Raw genomic sequence first — 24265 nt, 5'->3', positions numbered from 1 at the left:
ACGATCAAGACGCTTTAATATTATTTAGATTTAACTTTACCAGTCCATTTTTTATAGCCGCCTTTAAGCATGAATAGTTCAGTGTAACCTTTTTTCTTCATCATTCTAGCAGCTCTATAACTTGCTACGCCATTTGCGTCGCAAAAATATATAGGTTGGTCTTTACGTAAACCTTGATATCTTGTACGAAATACACTCATCGGTATATTTCTTGCCCCGATAATATGACCATAGTCAAAATCAGCCTTTTCACGCAAGTCTATAACTTGTGCCTTTCTTAATCCCTTATGGAATTCATTTTGATCTAATTCTTTTACTGCGCGCTTATTTAATGAATAGTTAATTGCCATATAAATGATAATCAAGACTAGGACTATGAGCGCGATATACCAATAATTCATGGTCTGATTCCTCCCAATTCAAGTCGATACCCTTATTATAAGATTTCTTGTGAGATTTATCAAAATATTTTTGCTAAAATAGAAAAGTACATAAGAATTAATTGAATAGGAGTTTTAATTGTGAAAGAAACTTGGCACTTTTTAAACACGAAATCGAATAATCCATATTATAATATGGCAGTTGATGAAGCGCTTATGAATTTTGTGAGTAGAGGAGAAATCGATCCTGTAATTAGATTTTACACTTGGGATCCAGCTACGTTATCAATTGGATATTTTCAAAAACTAACTAAAGAAATTGATATTGAAAAAGTAAAAGAAAAAGGTTTTGGACTTGTAAGACGTGCTACAGGGGGTAGAGGTGTCTTACACGATAAAGAATTAACTTATAGTGTCATCGTTCCAGAATCGTATCCAAATATGCCTAAAACGGTAACTGAAGCTTATAGAGTAATCTCAGAGGGATTGTTAGAAGGTTTTAAATCATTAGGATTCGACGCATACTTTTCAATTCCAAAGACAAAAGAAGAAAGAGATAAACTTAAGACACCACGTAGTTCAGTTTGTTTTGATGCGCCAAGTTGGTATGAACTTGTTGTAGAAGATAGAAAAATAGCAGGAAGCGCTCAAACACGTCAAAAAGGCGTTATCTTACAACATGGCTCAATTTTACAAGATATAGATGTCGATGAATTGTTTGATATGTTTATATATAGAAACGATCGACTAAAAGATAAAATGAAAGCAGCATTTACAAATAAAGCAGTTGCTATAAATGATTTATCAGATAAATTCATCACTCTAGAAGAAATGGAAACAGCATTTTATGAAGGATTTAAGAAAGGTTTAGATATAGAATATAAACCACTTGAATTTACTGAAGAACAGATTGCTGAAATTAAACAATTAGAAGAAAAATATAAATCAGAAGATTGGACTTACAGAAAGTAAAAAAAAGAGACTATTGAAGTCTCTTTTTTTATCTATTTCTACGCTTTTGTTTGCGCATTGCTTTTTTATATTTACGTTGATCTGGCGTTAAAAAGAAGAAATAGTAAATTAGATAGATGATTAATCCGAATATGATTAATGAGACAATCATACGAATGAAGCCCATAATAAAGAAATCAAGATTCATAATTAATCCAAAAACTGCTATAGCAATAATTAAATAGAATAAAACATTTTTCATAAAATCTCACCTTAAATTATTAGTCTACTTAATATAGCACATTTTATGTATAATCTCACTCAATTTGACCTATCTCTTTATCTAAACCATTAAGCTCTTGAATTGCTTTTTGGATACCTTTTTTATCCTTCTTATTGTAAGCATCATTTAAATCTTTAAACACTTTTTCAATACTTGTTGATAGTTTTAACATACTTTTATGAAGCGTTTTATAATCTTTAGGAATAGATTTACCTTTCATTTCATCTTTATATCTATCTGTAATGTTTTCTTGATTGTGATAAATGTTTTCTAATTCATTTTTAGTATGTTCATCATCGAATTTAGATGTTACATTTTTCTTGATTTTGTTATAACTTGTAATGTTAGATTTTGTTTCATTTACAAATTTTGTAGATGACTTTAAATATTGAGTTGTAAACAGACTCGACGATTCTTTTTCATTTTGTTTAATTTTGCTTTTGACACTATTTTCTTTTTGTTTATATGTTTTGTTTTTATCTTCTAAGTCTAATACTTCTTTTTTTAATTTTCGATTATCACTTTTTAATGAAGACTTCTTTTCTTCAAGTTGTTGAATTTTATCATTTCCACACGCAGATAAGACAACTGTACTTGCCATGATTGTTATAATTGTTTTTCTCATGTTTATTTACTCCCAATGTTTTACTGTGAAAAAATTTCGATATGTATGATATTATTTTAATGTATATAGATTTATTGTACAAATAGAAAGGGGATAAATATGAAAATTAATAAATTAAGAGAAGTCATGAATGAAAAAGGTCTAGAAGCAGTTGTAATTCTATCACCGTATAACAGAAGATATCTTTCTGGATTTACTGGGACAAGTGGTAGTCTATTAATTACACAAGACAAATCCCTTTTAATTACAGACTTTAGATACATTCAACAAGCGAACGATCAAGCTCAAGATTTTGAAGTTATTAATCAAGAAGGACCAATGTTAAGTAAGATTAATGACTTGATTAAAGAAGGTCAGTATAAAAATGTTGGCGTCGAATCACATTTAATTACTTATAATGAATATCAAGCACTAAATACAGATGCAGTTGAACTTTCTTCTATTGAAAGTGTTATCGAAACAATCAGAATGGTTAAAGATGAATTTGAAATTAAACTAATTCAGAAAGCAGCTGACATTGTAGATGAAACATATGAACACATTTTAAAATGGGTTAAACCAGGCATGACTGAAAATGAAGTGAACAATGAAATGGAAATGTTTATGAGAAGCAAAGGTGCAACATGCTCATCATTCGATACGATTGTTGCTTCAGGGCACCGTGGTGCATTACCTCATGGTGTAGCAAGTAATAAAGTTATCGAAGAAGGAGATATGATTACATTAGACTTCGGTGCATTATATGAAGGATACGTTAGTGATGTTACGAGAACATTTGCAATTGGTCAACCAAAAGAAGAAATGAAGAAAATATATAATATTGTTTTAGAGGCACAATTAACAGCGTTAGAACAAATTAAACCAGGTATGACTGGTAAAGAAGCAGATACGATTGCAAGAGATATTATTAAAAGTTATGGCTATGGTGAACAATTTGGCCATTCTTTAGGACATGGCATTGGATTAGAAGTACACGAAGGCCCAGCACTATCTCAAAAATCAGATATCGTTCTTGAAGAAAATATGTGTATCACTTTAGAACCAGGTATATATGTAGATGGTTTAGGTGGCGTTAGAATAGAAGATGACGTATTAGTTACAAAAAATGGCTTACAGCGCTTTACTAAATCTTCAAAAGACCTTATTATTTTATAAGAAGGTATAAATAGGAGGAAAATGAATGATTTCAGTTAATGATTTTAAAACAGGTTTAACAATTAAAGTTGATAATGGCATTTGGAAAGTTATGGACTTCCAACATGTGAAACCAGGTAAAGGTGCGGCATTCGTTCGTTCTAAATTAAGAAACTTAAGAACTGGTGCAATCCAAGAGAAAACTTTTAGAGCCGGTGAAAAAGTTGAAAAAGCTCAAATCGATAATCGTCGTATGCAATATCTATATGCTAATGGTGATAGCCATGTGTTCATGGATAACGAAACTTACGATCAACTAGAGTTACCTGGTGATAAACTAGAATATGAACTTAAATTTATTAAAGAAAACATGGAAGTTCAAATCCAATCTTATGAAGGTGAAACAATTGGTATTGAATTACCAAATACAGTTACGCTTCAAGTAACAGAAACTGAACCTGGTATTAAAGGTGATACAGCAACTGGTGCAACTAAACAAGCTACAGTTGAAACAGGTTATAGTTTAAACGTACCGTTATTTGTTAATGAAGGTGATTTACTTGTCATTAATACTACTGACGGAAGCTACGTATCAAGAGGTTAATATTAAACATTAAAATGAGGCTGGGACAGTAACTTGTGTCCTGGCCTCAATCATTTTAGTTACATTAGGAATGTTTCTTATTTACATTTATAATTAAATATTAAAATCTCTTGAATTGGTATGACCACTAAAGTAAAATGTATGAAGTGTAACGTATTAGAATTTAAAAGGAGTTTTTCAAATGAACTTAAAACAAATTAAAGAACTAGTTGATGTGTTAGATAATTCTTCTTTAACTGAAATTGATATTAATGATAAAGATTTTAAACTAACTTTAAAAAAAGATATTAAACAAGAAATCATTTATAGCCAAGGGGCAACAAATGTCGTAGCAGAACAACCACAACAAGCAACTCAATCAGCACCACAACAAAATGTTGAGCAAGAAGCACCTAGTGGTTTAACGATTAATGCACCAATGGTTGGTACATTCTATAAATCACCATCTCCTGATGAAGGTCCATATGTTCAAGTAGGTACTCATGTAGAAGCTGATACAACAGTATGTATTTTAGAAGCAATGAAACTATTTAATGAAATTCAAGCAGAAGTTTCTGGAGAAATTACTGAAATATTAGTTGAAGACGGACAAATGGTAGAGTATGGCCAACCGTTATTCAAGGTGAAGTAATATGAAAAAAGTATTAATTGCAAATAGAGGGGAAATTGCAGTAAGAATCATTAGAGCTTGTAGAGAGTTAGACATACAAACGGTCGCAATTTATTCAGAAGCTGATAAAGATGCATTACATACTCAAATAGCAGATGAAGCTTATTGTGTTGGACCGACACAATCTAAAGATTCATACCTTCACGTTCCTAATATTATTTCAATTGCAAAATCAACAGGTTGTGACGGTATCCATCCTGGTTATGGTTTCTTAGCCGAGAATAGTGATTTTGCAGAAATGTGTGAAGCATGCCAAATTAAATTTATAGGACCTAGTTATCAATCTATCCAGAAGATGGGTATTAAAGACGTTGCGAAAGAAGAAATGATCAAAGCTAACGTACCTGTTGTTCCTGGTAGTGATGGTTTAGTAGATACAGTAAGAATTGCAAAGAAATGTGCGAAGAAAATCGGCTATCCTGTTATTATTAAAGCTACTGCCGGTGGTGGCGGTAAAGGTATCCGAATTGCACGTAATGAAGAAGAACTTGTAACAGGATTTAGAATGACACAGCAAGAAGCTGAAACAGCATTTGGTAACAAAGGTTTATATTTAGAAAAGTTCATCGAAAACTTTAGACATATTGAAATTCAAGTAATGGGTGATTCAGAAGGTAATGTTATACATCTTGGTGAACGTGATTGTACAATCCAAAGACGTATGCAAAAGTTAGTAGAAGAATCTCCTTCACCAGTCCTTTCTGAAGAAATGCGTAAAGAAATGGGTGAAGCGGCTATTAGAGCAGCTAAAGCCGTTAATTATGAAAATGCTGGAACAATTGAATTTATTTATGATTTAGATGCTGAAACGTTCTATTTCATGGAAATGAATACGCGTATTCAAGTAGAACATCCTGTTACTGAGATGGTTACTGGAATGGATTTAGTTAAACTTCAACTTAAAGTGGCAAGTGGTGAATCATTACCAGTTACACAAGAAGAAGTTGACTTGAGTGGACATGCGATTGAATTTAGAATCAACGCAGAAAGTCCATTTAAGAATTTCATGCCATCACCAGGGAAAATTAATCAATATTTAACACCAGGTGGATTTGGCGTGCGTATTGATTCAGCATGTTATACAGGATATACGATTCCGCCTTATTATGATTCAATGGTTGCGAAGCTTATTGTTCATGGTAAAGATAGAACAGATGCAATTCAAATCGGTAAAAGAGCTTTATCAGAATTTTTAGTTGCTGGCATAGATACAACGATCCCATTCCATTTAAGATTGTTAGAAAATGATGTATTTGAATCAGGTGATTTTAATACCAATTTCCTAGAGATTCATGATATTATAAATAATGAAGACAAATAGGGAGGGATTCAAATGGCTAAAACAATTGAAAATAAAAAGCCTTCTTTAGGTAAAATAGAGATTGCGCCAGAAGTTATTGAGGTCATTGCGAGCATTGCGACTACTGACATTAAAGGTGTATCTCATATGCAATCCGTTTTTAATAAGAATTCCTTAGAAAAATTCGGGAAAAAGAATTTTGGTAAAGGTATTAAAGTCGATATTAAAGAAGACGGCATCTACATTAATGTCTACTGTACATTTGACTACGGTACAAAAATTTCTGAAACAGCACGTAAAGTTCAATCAGAAATTAAACAAGCATTAAATACGATGACGGCATTAACACCAAAAGAAGTTAATGTACATATCGTTAATATACATTTCCAATAATAAAATGATTAATTAAGAGGATGCGTGCATCCTCTTATTCTTTGAAGGAGAAGAATATGAAAAGAACAGAACTAAGAGAGATTGTCTTTAAATCACTATATCAATTAGAAAATAACAAAACTGATTTAACAGCAGAAGAAGCGATTCAATATTTAGTAGAAGACTTTAAAGGTGAACAATATTTATATGTCAAAAACTTTGTTAAAGAAGTTGTAGAGAAAAAAGACGAACTAGATGAAATTGTAAGTCCACATTTAAAAAACTGGACATTAGACCGTTTACTTAAAACTGATAGAATTATTTTAAGAATGGCTACTTATGAATTGAAATATACAGATACACCAGAGAAAGTTATATTTAATGAAGCAGTAGAAATTGCGAAAGTATACAGTGATGATGATCACTATAAATTTATTAATGGTGTATTAAGCAGTTTATCAAAAAGTTAAAGAGTGATATAAATGGATAAGTATTTATCAGTTACAGCAATAACTAAATATATCAAATATAAATTTGATCAAGATCCACATCTACTTAATGTCTTTATTAAAGGTGAAATATCAAACTTTAAAAGACATTCAAGTGGTCATCTTTATTTTGCATTAAAAGACGATAAAGGTGTGCTCAGTGCTATGATGTTTAAATCGAGCGCAAATCAATTGTCGTTTAATCCTAAAGAAGGTGATCAAGTACTTGTTGAAGGTAGAATAGGGGTTTATGAATCAAGAGGTGCTTACCAAATTTATGTTCAATCTATGCAATTAGATGGTGTGGGGCTTCTATTTGAAAAATTTGAGGCACTGAAAAAAGAATTAGCAGAAAAAGGTTACTTTGACCAAGAGCATAAATTAAGCATACCTAAATATCCTAAGAAAATTGCTGTGTTGACAGCATCGACTGGCGCTGCGATAAGAGATATATGTTCTACTTTAGATAAGCGTTATCCACTTGCAGAACAAGTGTTAATGAGCACTTTAGTTCAAGGTAAAGGAGCTAAGGATAATATCATTAACAATATTAAAGAAGCTGATTCCATGGGCGTTGATGTTATTATCGTTGGTCGTGGTGGTGGATCTATTGAAGATTTATGGAGCTTCAATGAAAGAGAAGTTGTAGAAGCCATTTATCATTGTAAGACGCCTGTTATTTCAGCAGTTGGTCATGAAACAGATACGACATTAAGTGATTTTGTTAGTGATGTAAGAGCTGCAACACCGACTCAAGCCGCAGTCATTGCGACACCAGATATTAATGCGCTGTATCAACTTATTTCAAATGCTAGACAGTATTTAACAAAACATATCACACAAACTATTCAACAAGATAAACATAAATTAAAACAACTTTCATCATATTATAAATTGAAGACGCCTTCGTTGCTATATGATCAAGAAACTCAGAAGTTAGATGAATTACAAAAACAATTATCTAGAAATTTAGAACAAACTGTTACGCGTAATAATCATAAGCTAGATATCTTACAGAATAAATTGCGAATCACACCAATTTATAATAAGACTTTTCAATTTAGACAAGACTTTAATCGTTTAAACATGCTTCAAACACAGCTCGTTAATCGTATTATAAGTCAAAAAAAACAAGTGCTGACAAACAAGTTAGCGCAACTAGATGCGTTAAGTCCAACTCAAATTATGTTAAGAGGTTATTCAATCATCGAAAAAGATGATAAAATCATTACAAGCAAAAATGATTTAAAAATTGACGATGATATTACAATCAATTTAAAAGATGGTAAAATAAATGCTAATGTTAAGGAAATTAGGTGACAAATGTGGCTAAAGAACAAACTTTTGAAGAAATGATGGAAGAATTAGAAAAAGTCGTCGGTAAATTAGACGAAGAAAATATTTCTCTTGAGGAATCAATTGAACTTTATCAAAGAGGCATTGAATTAAGTAGTAAATGTGAAACGAAACTCAAAGCAGCTGAAGATAAAGTAAACAAACTTGTTCAAAAGGAAGGTGATTCAGATGAGTCAAATCATGAATAGTTATGTAGACAAGTTCACTGAATCACTTAAACAAACGAAACTAGATTCAGTTGTAAATACACAATTAGAAGAAAGTATGCGATATTCTTTATTAGCAGGTGGAAAGCGTATTCGTCCTGTACTATTATTAATGACGTTATCGATGTTAAAGACTGATATTAATAAAGGAATGGAAACTGCAAAAGCACTTGAAATGATACATACATATTCCCTTATACATGATGATTTACCAGCTATGGATAACGATGATTATAGACGCGGGATGAAAACGAATCATAAAATCTATGGTGATGCGACTGCAATCTTAGCTGGTGATGCATTATTAACAAAGGCTTTTGAACTGATTACTAAAGATACATATATAGAAGCTGACGAAAAAGTCAAATTGATTAGATTGCTTTCTGAGTCAGCCGGTCATCAAGGTATGGTAGGTGGACAAGTATTAGATATGGAAAGTGAAAATAAAGAAATTTCACTTGATACACTACGTAAAATCCATAGATACAAAACTGGAGCACTGATACGTTTTTCTGTCGTTGCAGCTTGTACAATCGCTAAAGTTAATAGTAAGACATTTTTACTACTAGATTCATTTAGCCAAGAATTAGGATTAATATTCCAAATCAAAGATGATTTGCTAGATATTGAAGGGGATTTCGATAAAATAGGTAAGTCAGTTGGCAGTGATGTCGCGAATCAGAAGAGCACTTATGTGTCTCTATTAGGTAAGACCAATACTAAGGTTGCTTTAGAACAACATGTGAATCAAGCGTTATATTTACTTGAACAATTAGAAAATCAATATAACACTGAAGAACTTAAGTCTCTCACAAAATTATTTGCAAATAGAGAAAGTTAATCTATTTTTATAATGTAGATGACTGGTCACAAGAATCGGGCTAAAGGTGGTTAAAAAATGGATGTTTCAAAAATAAAAAACCCATCCTTCCTCAAAAATTTATCTCATCAAGAACTTGAACAACTGAGTAGTGACATTAGAAAATTTTTAATTGAAACTTGTTCGGTAACTGGCGGACATATAGGGGCAAATTTAGGTGTCGTTGAATTAACATTGAGCCTACATAAACATTTTAATAGCCCTGTAGATAAGATATTATGGGATGTTGGACATCAAACATACATTCATAAAATATTAACCGGTAGAGGCCATGAATTTAGTTCTTTACGACAATATAAAGGATTATGTGGTTTTCCTAAAATGAAAGAATCAGAACATGATGTATGGGAAGCTGGACATAGTTCAACTTCTTTATCTGCTGCTGTGGGGATGGCAAAAGCAAGAGATATATTAGGAAAAGATCATCATGTTGTACCTGTAATTGGTGATGGCGCTTTAACAGGTGGTATGGCACTAGAAGCATTAAACCACATAGGACATGACAAAACGAATTTAACGATTATTTTAAACGATAACGAAATGAGTATCGCACCAAATGTTGGTGCAATGCATAATATGTTTGCGAGAATTCGATCTAACCAAAATTATAATCGCTTTAAATTTGATGCTGAAACTTTAATTAATAGATTACCTGGTAGAGATTTGTTAAAAGACTCTGCTGATAAAATTAAAGACAGTTTAAAATATTTAGTCGTAGATGGCATCTTCTTTGAAGAACTTGGCATTAAATATATTGGACCTGTAGATGGCCATAATTTTAAAGCATTAGATGAAGCTATAACAGTTTCAAAACAAATGGACAAACCTGTTCTCATACACGTTGTGACTAAAAAAGGTAAAGGTTATAAACCTGCTGAGAAAGATATAATTGGGACTTGGCATGGTTTAGGACCATATAAGCTTGAGACTGGTGAAGTGATAAAAGGAAGTGCTGAAGGGCCGGCATGGAGTGCATTAATGAGTGATGAAGTATTAGCATATGCGCAACATGACAAACGAATTGTTGCAATCACGCCAGCTATGCCTGTTGGATCAAAATTAACTAAATTTCAACAAACGTTACCTGAACAATTTTTTGATGTAGGTATTGCTGAACAGCATGCAGTTACGATGGCAGCAGGACTTGCAACACAAGGCATGAAACCATATGTCGCAATCTATTCAACATTTATGCAACGTGCATATGATCAATTGTTACACGATGTAGACCGTCAAAACTTAAACGTATTGTTTGGTGTTGATCGAGCAGGACTTGTTGGGGCAGATGGAGAAACTCATCAAGGTGTATTTGATGTTGGCTTTTTAAGTCAATTTCCTAACTTTACAATCATGATGCCTAAAGATGGTAATGAAGCGAAAAATATGATCAAAACTGCTTTTGAAACTAAACATGGTCCAATGGCAATCAGGTATCCGAGAGGTAATGCTCCGTTACTGGATGATACTAAAGATAGTGAATTAATAAAATTAGGATCTTGGAATGTTGAAAGAAGCGGTGATGATTTAACAATTATTAGTTATGGACCAACAGTCTCACTTGTAACAGATGTAGCAGACGAATTATTAAAAGAAGACATCCATATCAATATTGTTAATGCTCGGTTTATAAAACCTATGGATTATGAAATGCTGCATAACCTCGGTAAAGCGTCGAAACCGATTATTACAGTTGAAGAAGCCATGTTGACTGGTGGTTTAGGAAGTCAAATAGCTACTTTTATGAAAGACAATGATTATCATAATAATGTAAGAAGAATAGGCATAAATGACACATACATTGAGCATGGTGAAGTAGGTTTATTATTAGAAGATATAGGTATCTCTAAATCAAATATCATGTCTACTGTCAAATCGTTAATTAAGTAATTGATAAATATATGAATAATTATGTTGAAAAAGACGCTTTAGTATATCTAAAGCGTCATTTAAATTGTTTATAGCGCTTACATTACTATTTTTATCAATTTTATGCTATTATAAGTGTATAAATATTCATTAACAGAGGTGTATGTAATGGCGAACAAAACAATGCGTCAGATTAAGATAAGAGAAATAATTTCTAACGAACAAATTGAAACACAAGAAGAATTAGTCAAAAGACTAAATGAATATGATTTGAATATCACACAAGCTACAATATCTCGTGATATTAAAGAGCTTCAATTAATTAAAGTTCCAGCACCTTCTGGTCAATATATCTATAGTTTACCTAGAGATCGTAAATATCACCCGATTGATAAATTAGGTAGATATTTAATGGATTCATTTGTAAAAATTGATGGAGCAGATAATTTATTAGTTCTTAAAACATTACCAGGTAATGCGCAATCAATTGGTGCAATTATTGACCAAATAGATTGGACAGAAGTCATTGGTACGATATGCGGTGATGACACATGTTTAATTATTTGTAAAGATACTGAGGCAGCTGAAGTTATTACAGATAGAATTTTTAATATGCTTTAAAGGAGATTTAATATACAATGTTACAAGCTCTTACAATTAAACAATTTGCTATAATTGAATCTTTAGAAATTAATTTTTCAGGTGGACTGACTGTTTTAAGCGGTGAAACTGGTGCTGGTAAATCTATTATTATAGATGCTATTGGTCAGTTAGTAGGTGCAAGAGCCTCACAAAGTTTTGTTAGACATGGCGAACAGAAGGCGACAATTGAAGGCGTATTTGATATTGATAATGTACCTAATGTCAATAAAATCTTAAGTGAGTTAGATATCGATTTTGACGAAGATTTCTTGTTTGTAAAAAGAGAAATATTTTCTTCAGGAAAAAGCATTTGTAAATTGAACAACCAGAATGTAACACTATCTGATTTAAAAATTGTCATGCAAGAATTACTTGATATACATGGTCAACATGAAACGCAAATATTACTTAAACCTAAATATCATTTATCATTGTTAGATAATTATGCTGATGGCATATATCAATCTGATATTGATCAATATGAAGAAATTTTTCAATCTTATCGTTTGAAAAAACAAGAACTTGAAAAGTTAGAATCTCAAGACCAAGCATTATTACAAAGATTAGATTTAATAAAATTCCAACGTGATGAATTACATGACGCGAATTTAAAAGAAGATGAAATTGAGTTTTTAAATCAAGAAATTAAAAAACTTCAAAATCATGAAAAAATAAATGAAAGTCTTAATAAAGCCCATATGTTATTGAGTAGTGAAGAAAACATTACAGATAAAATTTATGAACTTAATCAAGAAATTCAACATATAAATGATATTATTCCGGATAAATATACTGCTTTTAGTGAAGAATTAGATCAAATGTATTACACTTTAGAAGATTACAAACATGAACTATATAATGAACTAACGTCTAATGACTTTGATGAATCTTTACTAAATGAGTACGAGTCTAGATTAAATGTACTCACTGACCTCAACCGTAAATATGGTAAAAGCATACCTGAATTAATCAAATATAGAGATAAAATTGATGATGAAATATATAAAATTGAGAACTACGAACAAAGTACTTCTCAATTACGTGAAGAAATTAACGATCTTTATACAAACGTTCTAAAATACGGAGAAGCACTATCTACTAAAAGAAGACAAGTTGCATTGGATCTTAGAGATAGATTAGTTGAAGAAGTACAGAATTTGCATATGCAAGATGCGAATATAGAAATTACATTCACTAAAACGAAGCCTACTCAATATGGCTTAGAAGAAGTAGAGTTCTTAATTAGTCCAAATAAAGGCGAACCATTAAAAAGTTTAAATAAAATAGCTTCTGGTGGTGAACTATCGAGAATAATGCTTGCGTTGAAAAGTATATTTGTTTCTTCAAAAGGACAAACAGCAATTTTATTTGATGAAGTAGATACAGGTGTATCTGGAAGAGTCGCTCAGAAAATGGCTGAAAAAATGCATCAGATTGCGCAAACACTTCAAGTGATATGTATTTCACATTTACCTCAAGTCGCTGCAATTAGTGATAATCATTTGTATATTGCTAAAGAAACGGTAAATGATAGAACAACGACTTCTATAAAACAATTAGATGGTAAAGATAAAATAGATGAAATAGCAAGAATGATATCAGGTGTTGAAGTTACTGAATTAACTCGACAACACGCTAAAGAAATGATTATACAAAACAAAAATTAAAAATAGAATGATTCGTTAGGGTGTTAAGCATGGTAATTAAGGTTGCAATAATAGAAGACTCGAAAGCGTATGTTAGTGAAATGGCACAATATTTAAAAGAACACGATATTGAAATTGTTAATATTGGATACAACGGTAAAGAAGCACTCGACATTTTAAATGGAGAAGTTTTCGATGTTCTTCTATTAGACTTAATCTTGCCACACATTGATGGCATGACTTTGCTTAAAAAATATATAAAACAAAATAAGCAATTTAAAGTGATTTGTATGAGTGCTTTTGTTAGTGATGATGTCTTAAAAGAATCTGTTTCATTAGGAGTAGATTACTTCTTAATTAAACCTGTTGAGTTTGATGTCTTATTAGACACAATACAACGTGTAATAACAACAACAGATTCTAATATTGAAGAAATGGACGCTTTAGATTTATTACTTGAAAAGATTGGATTTTCATCAAATTTAAACGGATATGAATATATTAAGTATGGTGTACATCTTATGCTTCAATATAACCGTAAGATGCCATTAACTAAAGAACTTTATCCTTTAATTTCTCAAAATTATAATATACAAGCGAATAATGTTGAAAGGTCTATACGGCATGCTATTAAATTAGCTTGGGATAAAGAATTAAAGTCCTATTGGTATAATAGTGAAAAATTGTATGTACGACCTACAAACGGTGAATTTTTATTACATCTATATGAAAAGTTTAAAAAAAGAGACTAGGCTTTCCTAGTCTCTTTTTTTGGGGTTTTGTTTCTTCATAAAATGTTCTTGTGCACGTTTATTTTTCTTTTCACGATGTAGTATATACCCCCCAATGAACACTACACCAAATACAAAGAATATAAAGCCTAATAAAAACTGCAACCAAATAAAATGTAATTGTGAAACGAGTTGTCCAAAAACAGCATCTCTCATCCATTTAATACCTAGTCCCGCAATAATACCTGGTATAACCAAAATAAGTAATGCAATATACTTTTGCATAAGTTAAAACTCCTATTAATTAATAACTTATATTATATATGAGATAATGAGTAAAAGTAAACATTGAAAAAATGGAATAAACGGTACAATTTGATTATGATAGTAATAGGAGGGGATTAAATGCTTTTTAAAGATATGATAAAAAACGGTCAAAATATATCGGCGACAATTGCTGTATGTAAATCAAATGATGAAGGTGTCATTAAAGCAATTGTTAAAGCGATTAAACATACAAAAGCTACATTTATGTTGTTTGATGAACGACCACAAGATGAGCTGATTAGATCATTTAATTTAACGCATGAAGAATTAAATAGAGTAGAAATTATTCAAACACTTAACAAAGAACATACTGTATCTCAATGTGTACAAGCTGTAGCAGATGGAAAAGCAGACTTAATAATGAAAGGATTAATTTCAACATCAGAATTGTTGAAAGAAGTATTAAAAGATAAATATAATTTGAAGACTAACTATAGAATGAGCCATATCGCAATATTTAATATACCGGAGTATCACAAGATGTTAACCGTATCAGATGTTGCGATGAACATTGCACCAACTATCGAACAAAAAATTGAAATTACATCGAATTTAGTATATTCACTCAAAAAAATTGGTATCAACTCGCCTAAAATAGGCGTACTTTCTGCAATTGAAAATGTGAATCCGAAAATGCAGTCATCGGTTGATGCGCATGAAGTCGTGTCTTATTTTAATCAAGAAAAACTAGACCTTGAAATAGAAGGTCCAATTGCATTTGATGCTGCAATTAATAAAAAGGCATCCATTATTAAAAAAATAAATTCAAAAATATCAGGTAACGTTGATGGTTTAATCGTCCCTCAAATTGAAAGTGGCAATATTTTATATAAATCACTCGTTTATTTATCGAACGCTGATGTAGCATCTGTTATAATTGGAGCAAAAATACCCATAATTTTAACTTCTAGATCAGATTCATCACAAGATAAATTTCATTCTATTTGTAGTGCGTTAATGCTTATTTAGTATATTATAATAATAAATTAATAACTATACTCTTTATTTCAAAGTATTGAAAGAGCTTACAATGCTTTTATATCAATAAAGATTGAATTTTCTAAAAATTTTTACTTTTTGTAAGCGCTATCATTTTTCGTCAATTTATTTGATAAATAAAACATTTCATGTAAAATTAGAAATGAAGTTATTATATAAAAAGTGAAAAGGGGATAATTATGTTATTCGAAACGATAGAAAAATATGACTATGAGCAAATAGTATTTTGTCACGATAAAAGTTCAGGATTAAAAGCAATCATTGCGATTCATGATACAACATTAGGACCAGCACTTGGTGGTTGTAGAATGTGGCCATATGAAAGTGAAGAAGAAGCTATTAATGACGCATTACGCTTATCAAGAGGTATGACATATAAAAATGCTGCAGCTGGTTTAAACTTAGGAGGCGGTAAAACAGTTATTATCGGCGATCCTAAAAAAGATAAATCAGAAGCTTTATTTAGAGCTTTAGGTAGATATGTAGAAAGTTTAAATGGTCGTTATATTACTGCTGAAGATGTTGGAACGACTGAAGACGATATGGATATTATCTTTGAAGAGACTGATTACGTAGTTGGTTTATCTGAAAGTCACCAATCTAGTGGTAACCCAAGTCCTAAAACTTCATTAGGTGTATTTGTTTCTATGAAACGTGCAGCTAAAGAAGCATTTGGAACAGATGATTTAAACGGGAAAACAGTTGCCGTTCAAGGTGTTGGACACGTTGCTTACGAACTATGTCGTTATTTACATGAAGCAGGTGCTCAATTAGTTGTAACGGATATTAACCAAGAAGCAGTTGATAGAGTTGTAAATGACTTCAACGCTCAAAGTGTAGGTATTAATGATATTTATGATGTAGATGCTGATATCTTTGCACCTTGTGCTTTAGGTGGCGTATTAAATGATGATACTATCGCACGCTTAAAAGTTAAAGTTGTATGTGGTAGTGCAAACAATCAATTACAAGACATAGATTTACACGGTTCTCAATTAGAAGATAAAGGTATTGTATATGCGCCTGACTTCGTTGCTAACTCTGGTGGTGTTATCAATGTTGCTGATGAATTAGATGGATACAATGAAGTACGTGCTATTTCAAATATTGAGAAAATCTATGACCAAATGGATAAAGTATTTGAAATTAGTAAAAGAGATCAAATTACTTCTGCACGTGCAGCTGAAATTTTAGCTGAAGAACGTATTGAACAACTTAAAAATGTAAGAAGTAATTTCTTAAAAACTGAAAGATCTATCATTTCTAGAGGTAAAAAATAATGAAAAAAATTCTTGTACTTAATTTAGGAAGCACATCATCTAAAGTTGCTGTATTTGATAACTATGATATGTTATTTGAAGATGTTATTAGGTATGATATCGAACAAACTAATCTTCCATTAATTGAACAAGTCCCATTTCGACTTGAAAGTATCAAGAACTCATTAAACCAACATCATATCTCCCTACAATCAATAGATGCTATTGCTTGTAGGGGTGGTGTTTTAAAGCCTATACAGGGTGGAACATATCTTGTTAATAACATCATGAATCAAGATTTGAAATCTTTTAAGTATGGATTTCATGCCTCAAATTTAAGTGGTATTATCGGCTATACATTTGCTAAAGAATTAAATATACAAGCATATATTGTTGATCCTGTCGTTGTAGATGAATTAATACCTGAAGCTAGAATTACTGGCATAAAAGGTATTGAAAGACGCAGCATCTTCCATGCATTAAACCAGAAATCTGTCGCTAAACAATATGCAACTGATATTGGCAAAGCATATGAAGATATTAATGTCATCGTTGCACATCTCGGTGGTGGTATAAGTGTAGGTGCTCATAGAAAAGGAAGAGTCATCGAAGTTAATGACGGCTTATTAGGTGAGGGGCCATTTAGTCCTGAAAGAGCTGGTTCAATACCAAATGATGCGTTAATTAAATGGGTTATTGATCACGATTTAAATGCTAAAGAAGCTAATAATGAATTAAGTAAAAAATCTGGGTTATTATCATATTTTGGTACAAATGATTGTTTAAAAGTAGAACAAATGATGGAAAATGGCGATAAAACTGCTAAACTAGTCTTAGATGCCATGTGTTATCAAATTGCTAAATCTATAGGTTCTTGCGCGGTCGTTTTAGAAGGTCAAATCGATCAAATTATCATAACTGGTGGGTTAAGTTATTCAAAATATATCACAAATAAAGTAAAACAATATGTATCTTGGCTACAAAATGTTACTATATATGAAGGAGAAAAAGAAATGCACGCCTTAAATATTGGCGTAATGGACCTCTTACACGGTAAAATTAGTACCAAGTCATATGAATAAGGAGTAATACTATGTCTAAAGAATATGATTTAGTCATTCTAGGTGGCGGTACGGCGGGCTACGTATCAGCAATTCGTGCTTCACAACTAGGAAAAAAAGTCGCAATTGTAGAGAAATTTAAGTTAGGTGGAACTTGTTTACATAAAGGTTGTATACCTACAAAATCATATTTAAAAACTGCAGAAATTTTAAGATACATACAACATTCAAACGAATATGGTATTAAAACTGCTTCAGCTGATTTTGAAATGTCGGATGTTGTTGCTAAGAAAGATGAAACAGTTTCCACGATGTACAATGGTGTACAAAGTTTGATGAAAAAATACAAAATTGACATTTATGAAGGTAATGGCAGAATTCTAGGGCCTTCATTGTTCTCGCCTCAAGCTGGAACTGTATCTGTTGAATTTGAAAATGGCGAATCGGAACTACTCGTTAATCAAAATGTATTAATTTCAACAGGATCAAGACCAATTGAATTACCATTCTTAAAGTTTAACCATCAAACCGTCATTTCAAGTGATGATATGATGCAATTAGAAACATTGCCTAAAAGCATGTTAATTATCGGTGGCGGTGTTATAGGACTTGAATTTGCATCTTTATTAAATGATTTAGGTGTAAAAGTAACAATTGTTGAAGCAGGGCAATCTATTATCCCTAACGAACAACGTGAAATCAGTAAGACGATTAAACGTAGCTTTGAAGAAAATGGTATAAACATTCATGAGAAATGTCCTTTATCTGAACAAGATGTCAGCATACATGATCAACACGTAGATGTAACACTTCAAAATGAGCAACAAACTTTTGAAAAAGTATTAGTCGCTGTTGGTAGAACACCGAATACTGAAGATTTAGGTTTGAATAACACAAAAATAAAGACCGATAATAAAGGCTATATTCAAACAAATGATGTTTATCAAACTGATGATAAACATATTTATGCGGTTGGAGATGTCATCGGTAATTATCAGTTAGCACACGTTGCAACTAAAGAAGGCACAATTGCAGTAGAGCATATGTTTGATCAAAATCCTATTATGTTAGATTATTTAACAGTTCCGAGATGTATATATACAAATCCTGAAATTGCTTCAATAGGGATGACTGAACAAGATGCTAAAGCACAAAATATTAATTTCAAAAAATTTAAAGTGCCATTTAAAGCAATTGGAAAATCCGTCATCGAAAATAATGGACTTGGTGAATGTATTTTAATCAAAGATATAGACAATGAAAAAGTGCTTGGCATTCATATGATTGGTGCAAAAGTGACTGAATTAATTAATGAAGCAGCTCTATTTACATTTATGAATGGCTCTACTGAAGAACTAGCAACTACTGTACATGCACATCCTTCAATTGGAGAAGTGCTCATGGAACTAGGGTTAAAATCTGAGAATCGTGCTATTCACGTCTAAAGAGGAGAGATTAGATGTTAGATTATAAGACTGTCGGATTAACGCATGAAGACTTAAAAGAAATTTATAAATGGATGTTATTAGGTAGAAAAATTGACGAAAGAATGTGGCTACTCAATCGAGCAGGTAAACTACCGTTTGTCATTAGTTGTCAAGGTCAAGAAGCAACGCAGATTGGCACATATTATGCACTAAAAGACGAAGACGTATTAGCACCTTACTATAGAGATTTAGCTTTAGTTACAGCACGTGGTATTTCTGCAGAAGAATCTATGTTAGCTGCATTTGCTAAACAAGGTGATACTTCAAGTGGAGGTAAGCAAATGCCATCTCATTTTAGTAAAAAGGAGTTATCTATTTTAACGCAAGGCTCTTGTGTAACAACTCAAGTATTACATGCAGTTGGTGCAAGTTTATCGCTTAAAATGGATGGCAAAGAAGCGATTGCACTAGCTACTTTAGGTGAAGGAAGTACAAGCCAAGGTGACTTCCATGAAGCAATGAACTTCGCTGGTGTTCATAAATTGCCATTTATTTGTATTATTGAAAACAATAAATATGCCATTTCCGTACCAACTCACTTACAGTACGCTACAGATGATTTATCATCTAGAGCTGCAGGTTACGGTGCATTTGGTGAACAAGTTGATGGTAATGATCCTATAGCTGTTTATGAAGCAGTTAAACGTGCAAGAGAACGTGCAATTAATGGTGAAGGACCTACATTAATTGAAGCATTATGTAGTAGATTAACACCTCATTCTTCAGACGATAACGATACTTATCGTCCAGCAGATGAGATGAAAGAAGAAAAAGATAATGATTGTATGATTAAATTCAAAGAATATTTAGTTGAACATCAAGTGACAAACGACGAGTGGTTCAGCCAAGTTGAAGAAGAAATTAAACAAGAAATCAATACTGCTACTAAAAATGCAGAAAAAGCACCTTATCCATTACCGGAAGAAGCTTTAACACATGTATATGATCAAGGAGGCGAAAAGAATGCCTAAGTTATCCTATCTTGACGCGATTAATCAAGCAATGGACCAAGCGATGGAAAAAGACAATAATGTATTTGTTATCGGCGAAGATGTTGGTCTAAAAGGCGGCGTATTTGGCGCAACTAAAAATTTATACAACAAATATGGTGAAGGACGCGTGATCGATTCACCGTTAGCAGAATCAAATATCGTTGGTGCTTCAATTGGTGCTGCTATGATGGGTAAAAGACCGGTATCTGAAATTCAATTTGCAGAGTATATCGTTCCGGCAACAAACCAAATCATCAATGAAGCAGCTAAAATAAGATACCGTTCTAATAATGACTGGGATTGTCCTTTAACAATTAGAAGTCCATTTGGTGGCGGAATTCATGGCGCATTATATCATTCTCAAAGTATTGAGAGTATATTCTGTTCAACACCAGGCTTAAGAGTGGTTATTCCATCAACGCCATATGATGCTAAAGGTTTACTTCTTGCGGCAATTGAAGATAATGATCCTGTATTATATTTCGAGCATAAAAAAGCATATAGATTATTAAAAGAAGAAGTGCCTGAAGAATATTATACTGTACCAATTGATAAAGCAGATGTTAAACGAGAAGGTTCAGATATTACAGTATTCACTTATGGATTATGTGTAAATTACGCACTTCAAGCAGCTGAAATATTATCAACTGAAGGTATAGATGCAGAAATAGTAGATTTACGTTCATTATATCCACTAGATAAAGAAACAATTATTAATTGTGCGAAAAAGACTGGCAAAGTATTGGTTGTAACTGAAGATAATCTAGAAGGTAGTGTCATGAGTGAAGTATCTGCCATAATAGCTGAAAATTGCTTATTTGATTTAGATGCACCAATTGCAAGACTTGCAGGTCCAGACGTACCAGCTATGCCATTTTCACCACCAATGGAAGATTTCTTTATGATGAATCCTGTAAAAATAGAAGAAAAAATGAGAACATTAGCTGAATTTTAGGAGGTTAAATTATGGACGTAAAGATGCCGAAACTTGGAGAAAGTGTTCATGAAGGTACAATCGAACAATGGCTCGTTCAACCAGGCGACACAATTGAAGAGTACGATGCACTGTGCGAAGTGATTACAGATAAAGTAACAGCTGAAGTGCCTTCAACATTTAATGGAACAATTAAAGAAATTGTTGTAGAAGCTGGCGAAACAGTTGATGTTGGTACAATCATTTGTAGAATGGACGTAGTAGGTGAAACATCAGAGGATAACAATAATAGTACTGATGAACAAACTGAATCAGAAGTATCTAAAGAAGATCAACCTGTAAAAGCTGAAAAACCTGTATCTAATGAACCACAAGAAGGTCCAATGAATAACGGTCAATATTCACCTGTTGTCTTTAAATTAGCAAGTGAAAATAATATTGATTTAAATAAAGTTAAAGGTACTGGCAATTTAGGAAGAGTCACTAAAAAAGATATTTTAAATGCTATCGAAAATGGTGACTCAACTGAAAACACACCATCTAAACAAGTAGATGCAACATCTGAAGCAATCACTGAAAACACAGTTCAACCAGAACCAGAAACGACTTCATTACCTGGAGATTCAATTCCTGTTAATGGCGTTAGAAGAGCAATTGCTAATAAAATGTTACAAAGTGTTCATGAAATTCCACATGCTTGGATGATGGTCGAAGTTGATGCTACATATCTTGTTAAAACAAGACAACATCATAAATCATCTTTTAAACAAAACGAAGGATATAACTTAACATTCTTCGCATTTTTCGTAAAAGCTGTTGCAGAAGGATTGAAAAAATATCCGATGTTAAATAGCACTTGGGCTGGCGATGAAATTAAAATTCATAAAGATATTAATATTTCAATCGCAGTAGCAAGTGAAGATAAATTATATGTACCTGTTATTAAAAATGCTGATGATAAATCAATCAAAGGTATCGCTCGTGAAATTAATGATCTAGCAACTAGAGGAAGACAGCATAAATTAACTTCTCAAGATATGCAAGGTGGTACATTTACAGTTAATAACACGGGTTCATTTGGCTCTGTATCATCAATGGGTATTATCAATCATCCACAAGCAGCTATTTTACAAGTAGAATCCATTGTGAAACGACCTGTAGTTGTCAATGATATGATTGGTATTCGTGATATGGTTAATTTATCATTATCAATTGATCATAGAATATTAGATGGTTTAATGGCCGGTGAATTCTTAAAATATGTAAAAGAAAGATTACAAAGTATGACAATCGAGAATACATCTATATATTAATAAAAGCTTCTCATTGTTTTACCCTTAAATCTCCTGTAAAATAGACTTATCTATTATTACAGGAGGCTTTTTTTATGGAAATGGATTTCAATTTATATATGAACGACGTAGTCAATTCTGCGAGAAATGAAATAGAAGCAGCTGGATACAAACAATTAACAACTAAAGATGAAGTTGAAGAAACTTTCAACAAACCAGGTACAACGTTTGTTATGGTTAATTCAGTTTGTGGATGTGCAGGCGGTATCGCAAGACCAGCAGCACAACATGCGTTACACTATGATAAATTACCAAATCAATTAGTAACTGTATTTGCTGGTCAAGACAAAGAAGCAACAGAAACAGCACGTGAATATTTCGAAGGTTATCCACCATCAAGTCCATCATTTGCTTTTCTAAAAGATGGCAAAATTGTCAAAATGATTGAAAGACATGAAATCGAAGGTCACGATCCAATGAGTGTTATTACAAACATTCAAGCACTATTCGAAGAGTATTGCGAAGAAGTGTAAAGGAACGGTTCATTTCTTATGCAAATAAAACCGTACAGAATAGGATATAGAACATTAAAAACTGCCCTAGGGATGACATTAGCTGTCATCCTTTCTAGGTTAATCGGCTTAGACAACTATGCATCCAGTGCTATTCTTGTTGTATTATGTATTAAGGATACAAGAGTAAAATCATTTGAAGCTGCAATATATAGATTTGTAGCATGTTTTATTGCAATTTTGATAGGTTCATTATTTTTCACTTATATTGGAAGCACACCCATTATACTTGGTATTATGGTACTTTTATTTATACCTGTAACAGTCATGATTGGTGTACAAGAAGGTATCGTAACAAGCTGTGTTATTATACTACATTTGTATATGGCTAAAACAATCGATATGAATGTCGTCATAAATGAAATCTTATTACTTATTATTGGTATAGGCATCGCCTTAATAATGAATATGTTTATGCCAAGTTTAGATTACAAACTCAATAACTATAAGCGCAAAATAGAAGACGACTTTATATTAATAACCTTTATTTATAGTCAATGCTTACAAGATCCAAATAAGAAAATTAATGTACCGTCATTTGATATAGTTTCAGAAAATATTAGAAAAGCTAAATCATTAGCATTTAGAGAAGTTAAAAATCATTTTGTGAGAAATGAAAATTCTTATTATCATTACTTTGATATGAGAGAAGAACAATTGACTTTATTAAAAAGAATGAAAAATTTAATTGAATCAATGCAACACAGTCAACACGCACATCATTTATGTAGTCAATTGTTATTAGAAGTATCACAAAACGTACAAGGCAATGATTACTCACTTATGAGATTGCATAATCTATATGACATTAAAATCAAATTACAGTCCATCGAGCTACCAAAAACACAACAAGAATTAGAAAGTATAGCAGCACTATTTCAACTATTAAACGAAGTAGAAGAGTACTTACTAATCAAATCACAATTCGGTAGCCTTAAGAAGTAAAAACGCAATGCTATTCAGCATTGCGTTTTTTGTATATATAGAGGGGTAAACGTTAGTTAATGTTTGAATTCTAAACTATGAACTAATGAAACTTATGGCTTAATGAAGGACTTAAGCCATGGAATCCTCAATCTCTTGGCTTAATGAAAGACTTAAGCCATGAAATGACCAATCTCTTGGCTTAATGGTAGACTTAAGCAATGAAATGACCAATCTCTTGGCTTAATGGTAGACTTAAGCCATGAAATGACCAATCTCTTGGC

General features: G+C 32.1%; 27 protein-coding genes. 23 read left to right on the top strand and 4 right to left on the bottom strand.

Going from position 1 to position 24265, the window contains the following annotated elements:
- Positions 1–20 precede the first annotated feature (20 nt).
- On the bottom strand, positions 21–401 hold the full coding sequence (locus tag ACJTHF_RS03285; RefSeq protein WP_025904950.1) for a rhodanese-like domain-containing protein: 381 nt from the start codon (positions 399–401) through the stop codon (positions 21–23).
- A 120-nt stretch (positions 402–521) separates the two neighbouring features.
- On the opposite strand from ACJTHF_RS03285, the gene ACJTHF_RS03280 reads away from it, so the two are divergent.
- Positions 522–1352, top strand: coding sequence for a biotin/lipoate A/B protein ligase family protein (locus ACJTHF_RS03280; protein WP_107617327.1), 831 nt, complete (start codon positions 522–524; stop codon positions 1350–1352).
- 28 nt (positions 1353–1380) lie between these two features.
- On the opposite strand, the gene ACJTHF_RS03275 is transcribed toward ACJTHF_RS03280, so the two are convergent.
- Together ACJTHF_RS03275 and ACJTHF_RS03270 are read right to left on the bottom strand one after the other, a co-directional pair.
- Positions 1381–1593, bottom strand: a complete 213-nt coding sequence (locus ACJTHF_RS03275; protein ID WP_048539730.1) for an SA1362 family protein — start codon at positions 1591–1593, stop codon at positions 1381–1383.
- A 55-nt stretch (positions 1594–1648) separates the two neighbouring features.
- On the bottom strand, positions 1649–2239 hold the full coding sequence (locus ACJTHF_RS03270) for a hypothetical protein (protein ID WP_048539731.1): 591 nt from the start codon (positions 2237–2239) through the stop codon (positions 1649–1651).
- 99 nt (positions 2240–2338) lie between these two features.
- On the opposite strand from ACJTHF_RS03270, the gene ACJTHF_RS03265 reads away from it, so the two are divergent.
- From ACJTHF_RS03265 to ACJTHF_RS03205, 13 genes are all read left to right on the top strand, one after another.
- Complete coding sequence (locus ACJTHF_RS03265; protein ID WP_058592311.1) at positions 2339–3394, top strand: M24 family metallopeptidase; 1056 nt, start codon at positions 2339–2341, stop codon at positions 3392–3394.
- Between the two features lie 25 nt (positions 3395–3419).
- On the top strand, positions 3420–3977 hold the full coding sequence (gene efp / locus ACJTHF_RS03260; protein ID WP_025904945.1) for an elongation factor P: 558 nt from the start codon (positions 3420–3422) through the stop codon (positions 3975–3977).
- 181 nt (positions 3978–4158) lie between these two features.
- Complete coding sequence (accB, locus tag ACJTHF_RS03255; protein ID WP_058592312.1) at positions 4159–4608, top strand: acetyl-CoA carboxylase biotin carboxyl carrier protein; 450 nt, start codon at positions 4159–4161, stop codon at positions 4606–4608.
- A gap of 1 nt (position 4609) precedes the next feature.
- A complete protein-coding gene (gene accC, locus ACJTHF_RS03250; RefSeq protein WP_048539733.1) occupies positions 4610–5968 on the top strand; it encodes an acetyl-CoA carboxylase biotin carboxylase subunit in 1359 nt (452 codons plus the stop codon).
- 12 nt (positions 5969–5980) lie between these two features.
- Positions 5981–6340 carry an Asp23/Gls24 family envelope stress response protein gene (locus ACJTHF_RS03245; protein ID WP_025904942.1) on the top strand — a complete coding sequence of 120 codons (360 nt, stop codon included), beginning with the start codon at positions 5981–5983 and terminating at the stop codon, positions 6338–6340.
- A 56-nt stretch (positions 6341–6396) separates the two neighbouring features.
- Positions 6397–6789 carry a transcription antitermination factor NusB gene (gene nusB / locus ACJTHF_RS03240; RefSeq protein WP_078355829.1) on the top strand — a complete coding sequence of 131 codons (393 nt, stop codon included), beginning with the start codon at positions 6397–6399 and terminating at the stop codon, positions 6787–6789.
- Between the two features lie 12 nt (positions 6790–6801).
- On the top strand, positions 6802–8127 hold the full coding sequence (gene xseA / locus ACJTHF_RS03235; RefSeq protein WP_078355828.1) for an exodeoxyribonuclease VII large subunit: 1326 nt from the start codon (positions 6802–6804) through the stop codon (positions 8125–8127).
- Positions 8128–8159: 32 nt separating this feature from the next.
- Positions 8160–8351 (top strand): exodeoxyribonuclease VII small subunit, encoded by a 192-nt coding sequence (gene xseB / locus ACJTHF_RS03230; RefSeq protein WP_153653573.1) that lies wholly within the window; start codon positions 8160–8162, stop codon positions 8349–8351.
- Positions 8332–9210, top strand: a complete 879-nt coding sequence (locus ACJTHF_RS03225) for a polyprenyl synthetase family protein (protein WP_232157134.1) — start codon at positions 8332–8334, stop codon at positions 9208–9210. Before xseB ends, ACJTHF_RS03225 begins: the two co-directional genes overlap by 20 nt.
- A gap of 57 nt (positions 9211–9267) precedes the next feature.
- Positions 9268–11136: a 1-deoxy-D-xylulose-5-phosphate synthase gene (gene dxs / locus ACJTHF_RS03220; protein WP_078355827.1), complete on the top strand. Its 1869-nt coding sequence runs from the start codon at positions 9268–9270 to the stop codon at positions 11134–11136.
- Between the two features lie 147 nt (positions 11137–11283).
- Positions 11284–11736 (top strand): transcriptional regulator AhrC/ArgR, encoded by a 453-nt coding sequence (ahrC, locus tag ACJTHF_RS03215; RefSeq protein ID WP_025904936.1) that lies wholly within the window; start codon positions 11284–11286, stop codon positions 11734–11736.
- Positions 11737–11753: 17 nt separating this feature from the next.
- On the top strand, positions 11754–13424 hold the full coding sequence (gene recN, locus ACJTHF_RS03210) for a DNA repair protein RecN (RefSeq protein WP_058592315.1): 1671 nt from the start codon (positions 11754–11756) through the stop codon (positions 13422–13424).
- 29 nt (positions 13425–13453) lie between these two features.
- Positions 13454–14155, top strand: coding sequence for a response regulator (locus ACJTHF_RS03205; RefSeq protein ID WP_058592316.1), 702 nt, complete (start codon positions 13454–13456; stop codon positions 14153–14155).
- Between the two features lie 6 nt (positions 14156–14161).
- Here the strand turns inward: ACJTHF_RS03205 and ACJTHF_RS03200 are convergent, their stop codons facing one another.
- Positions 14162–14419, bottom strand: coding sequence for a DUF2627 family protein (locus tag ACJTHF_RS03200; RefSeq protein ID WP_078355826.1), 258 nt, complete (start codon positions 14417–14419; stop codon positions 14162–14164).
- A 120-nt stretch (positions 14420–14539) separates the two neighbouring features.
- On the opposite strand from ACJTHF_RS03200, the gene ACJTHF_RS03195 reads away from it, so the two are divergent.
- From ACJTHF_RS03195 to ACJTHF_RS03155, 9 genes are all read left to right on the top strand, one after another.
- Complete coding sequence (locus ACJTHF_RS03195) at positions 14540–15430, top strand: phosphate acyltransferase (RefSeq protein ID WP_078355825.1); 891 nt, start codon at positions 14540–14542, stop codon at positions 15428–15430.
- A gap of 209 nt (positions 15431–15639) precedes the next feature.
- A complete protein-coding gene (locus tag ACJTHF_RS03190; RefSeq protein ID WP_048539741.1) occupies positions 15640–16740 on the top strand; it encodes a Glu/Leu/Phe/Val dehydrogenase dimerization domain-containing protein in 1101 nt (366 codons plus the stop codon).
- On the top strand, positions 16740–17801 hold the full coding sequence (gene buk / locus ACJTHF_RS03185) for a butyrate kinase (RefSeq protein WP_078355824.1): 1062 nt from the start codon (positions 16740–16742) through the stop codon (positions 17799–17801). Before ACJTHF_RS03190 ends, buk begins: the two co-directional genes overlap by 1 nt.
- An 11-nt stretch (positions 17802–17812) precedes the next feature.
- Positions 17813–19225 carry a dihydrolipoyl dehydrogenase gene (gene lpdA / locus ACJTHF_RS03180; RefSeq protein ID WP_106417475.1) on the top strand — a complete coding sequence of 471 codons (1413 nt, stop codon included), beginning with the start codon at positions 17813–17815 and terminating at the stop codon, positions 19223–19225.
- 14 nt (positions 19226–19239) lie between these two features.
- Positions 19240–20238, top strand: a complete 999-nt coding sequence (locus ACJTHF_RS03175; RefSeq protein WP_048539744.1) for a thiamine pyrophosphate-dependent dehydrogenase E1 component subunit alpha — start codon at positions 19240–19242, stop codon at positions 20236–20238.
- On the top strand, positions 20231–21214 hold the full coding sequence (locus ACJTHF_RS03170; protein ID WP_048539745.1) for an alpha-ketoacid dehydrogenase subunit beta: 984 nt from the start codon (positions 20231–20233) through the stop codon (positions 21212–21214). Before ACJTHF_RS03175 ends, ACJTHF_RS03170 begins: the two co-directional genes overlap by 8 nt.
- 11 nt (positions 21215–21225) lie before the next feature.
- On the top strand, positions 21226–22506 hold the full coding sequence (locus tag ACJTHF_RS03165) for a dihydrolipoamide acetyltransferase family protein (RefSeq protein ID WP_078355822.1): 1281 nt from the start codon (positions 21226–21228) through the stop codon (positions 22504–22506).
- A 74-nt stretch (positions 22507–22580) separates the two neighbouring features.
- Positions 22581–23018: a BrxA/BrxB family bacilliredoxin gene (locus ACJTHF_RS03160; protein WP_058592322.1), complete on the top strand. Its 438-nt coding sequence runs from the start codon at positions 22581–22583 to the stop codon at positions 23016–23018.
- Positions 23019–23036: 18 nt separating this feature from the next.
- Positions 23037–24002: an aromatic acid exporter family protein gene (locus ACJTHF_RS03155; RefSeq protein ID WP_058592323.1), complete on the top strand. Its 966-nt coding sequence runs from the start codon at positions 23037–23039 to the stop codon at positions 24000–24002.
- Positions 24003–24265 lie beyond the last annotated feature (263 nt).

It is taken from the genome of Mammaliicoccus sp. RAM2, assembly GCF_045897195.1.
Taxonomy (GTDB): domain Bacteria; phylum Bacillota; class Bacilli; order Staphylococcales; family Staphylococcaceae; genus Mammaliicoccus; species Mammaliicoccus sciuri.
This window is presented reverse-complemented; position numbering and strand designations above follow the sequence as displayed.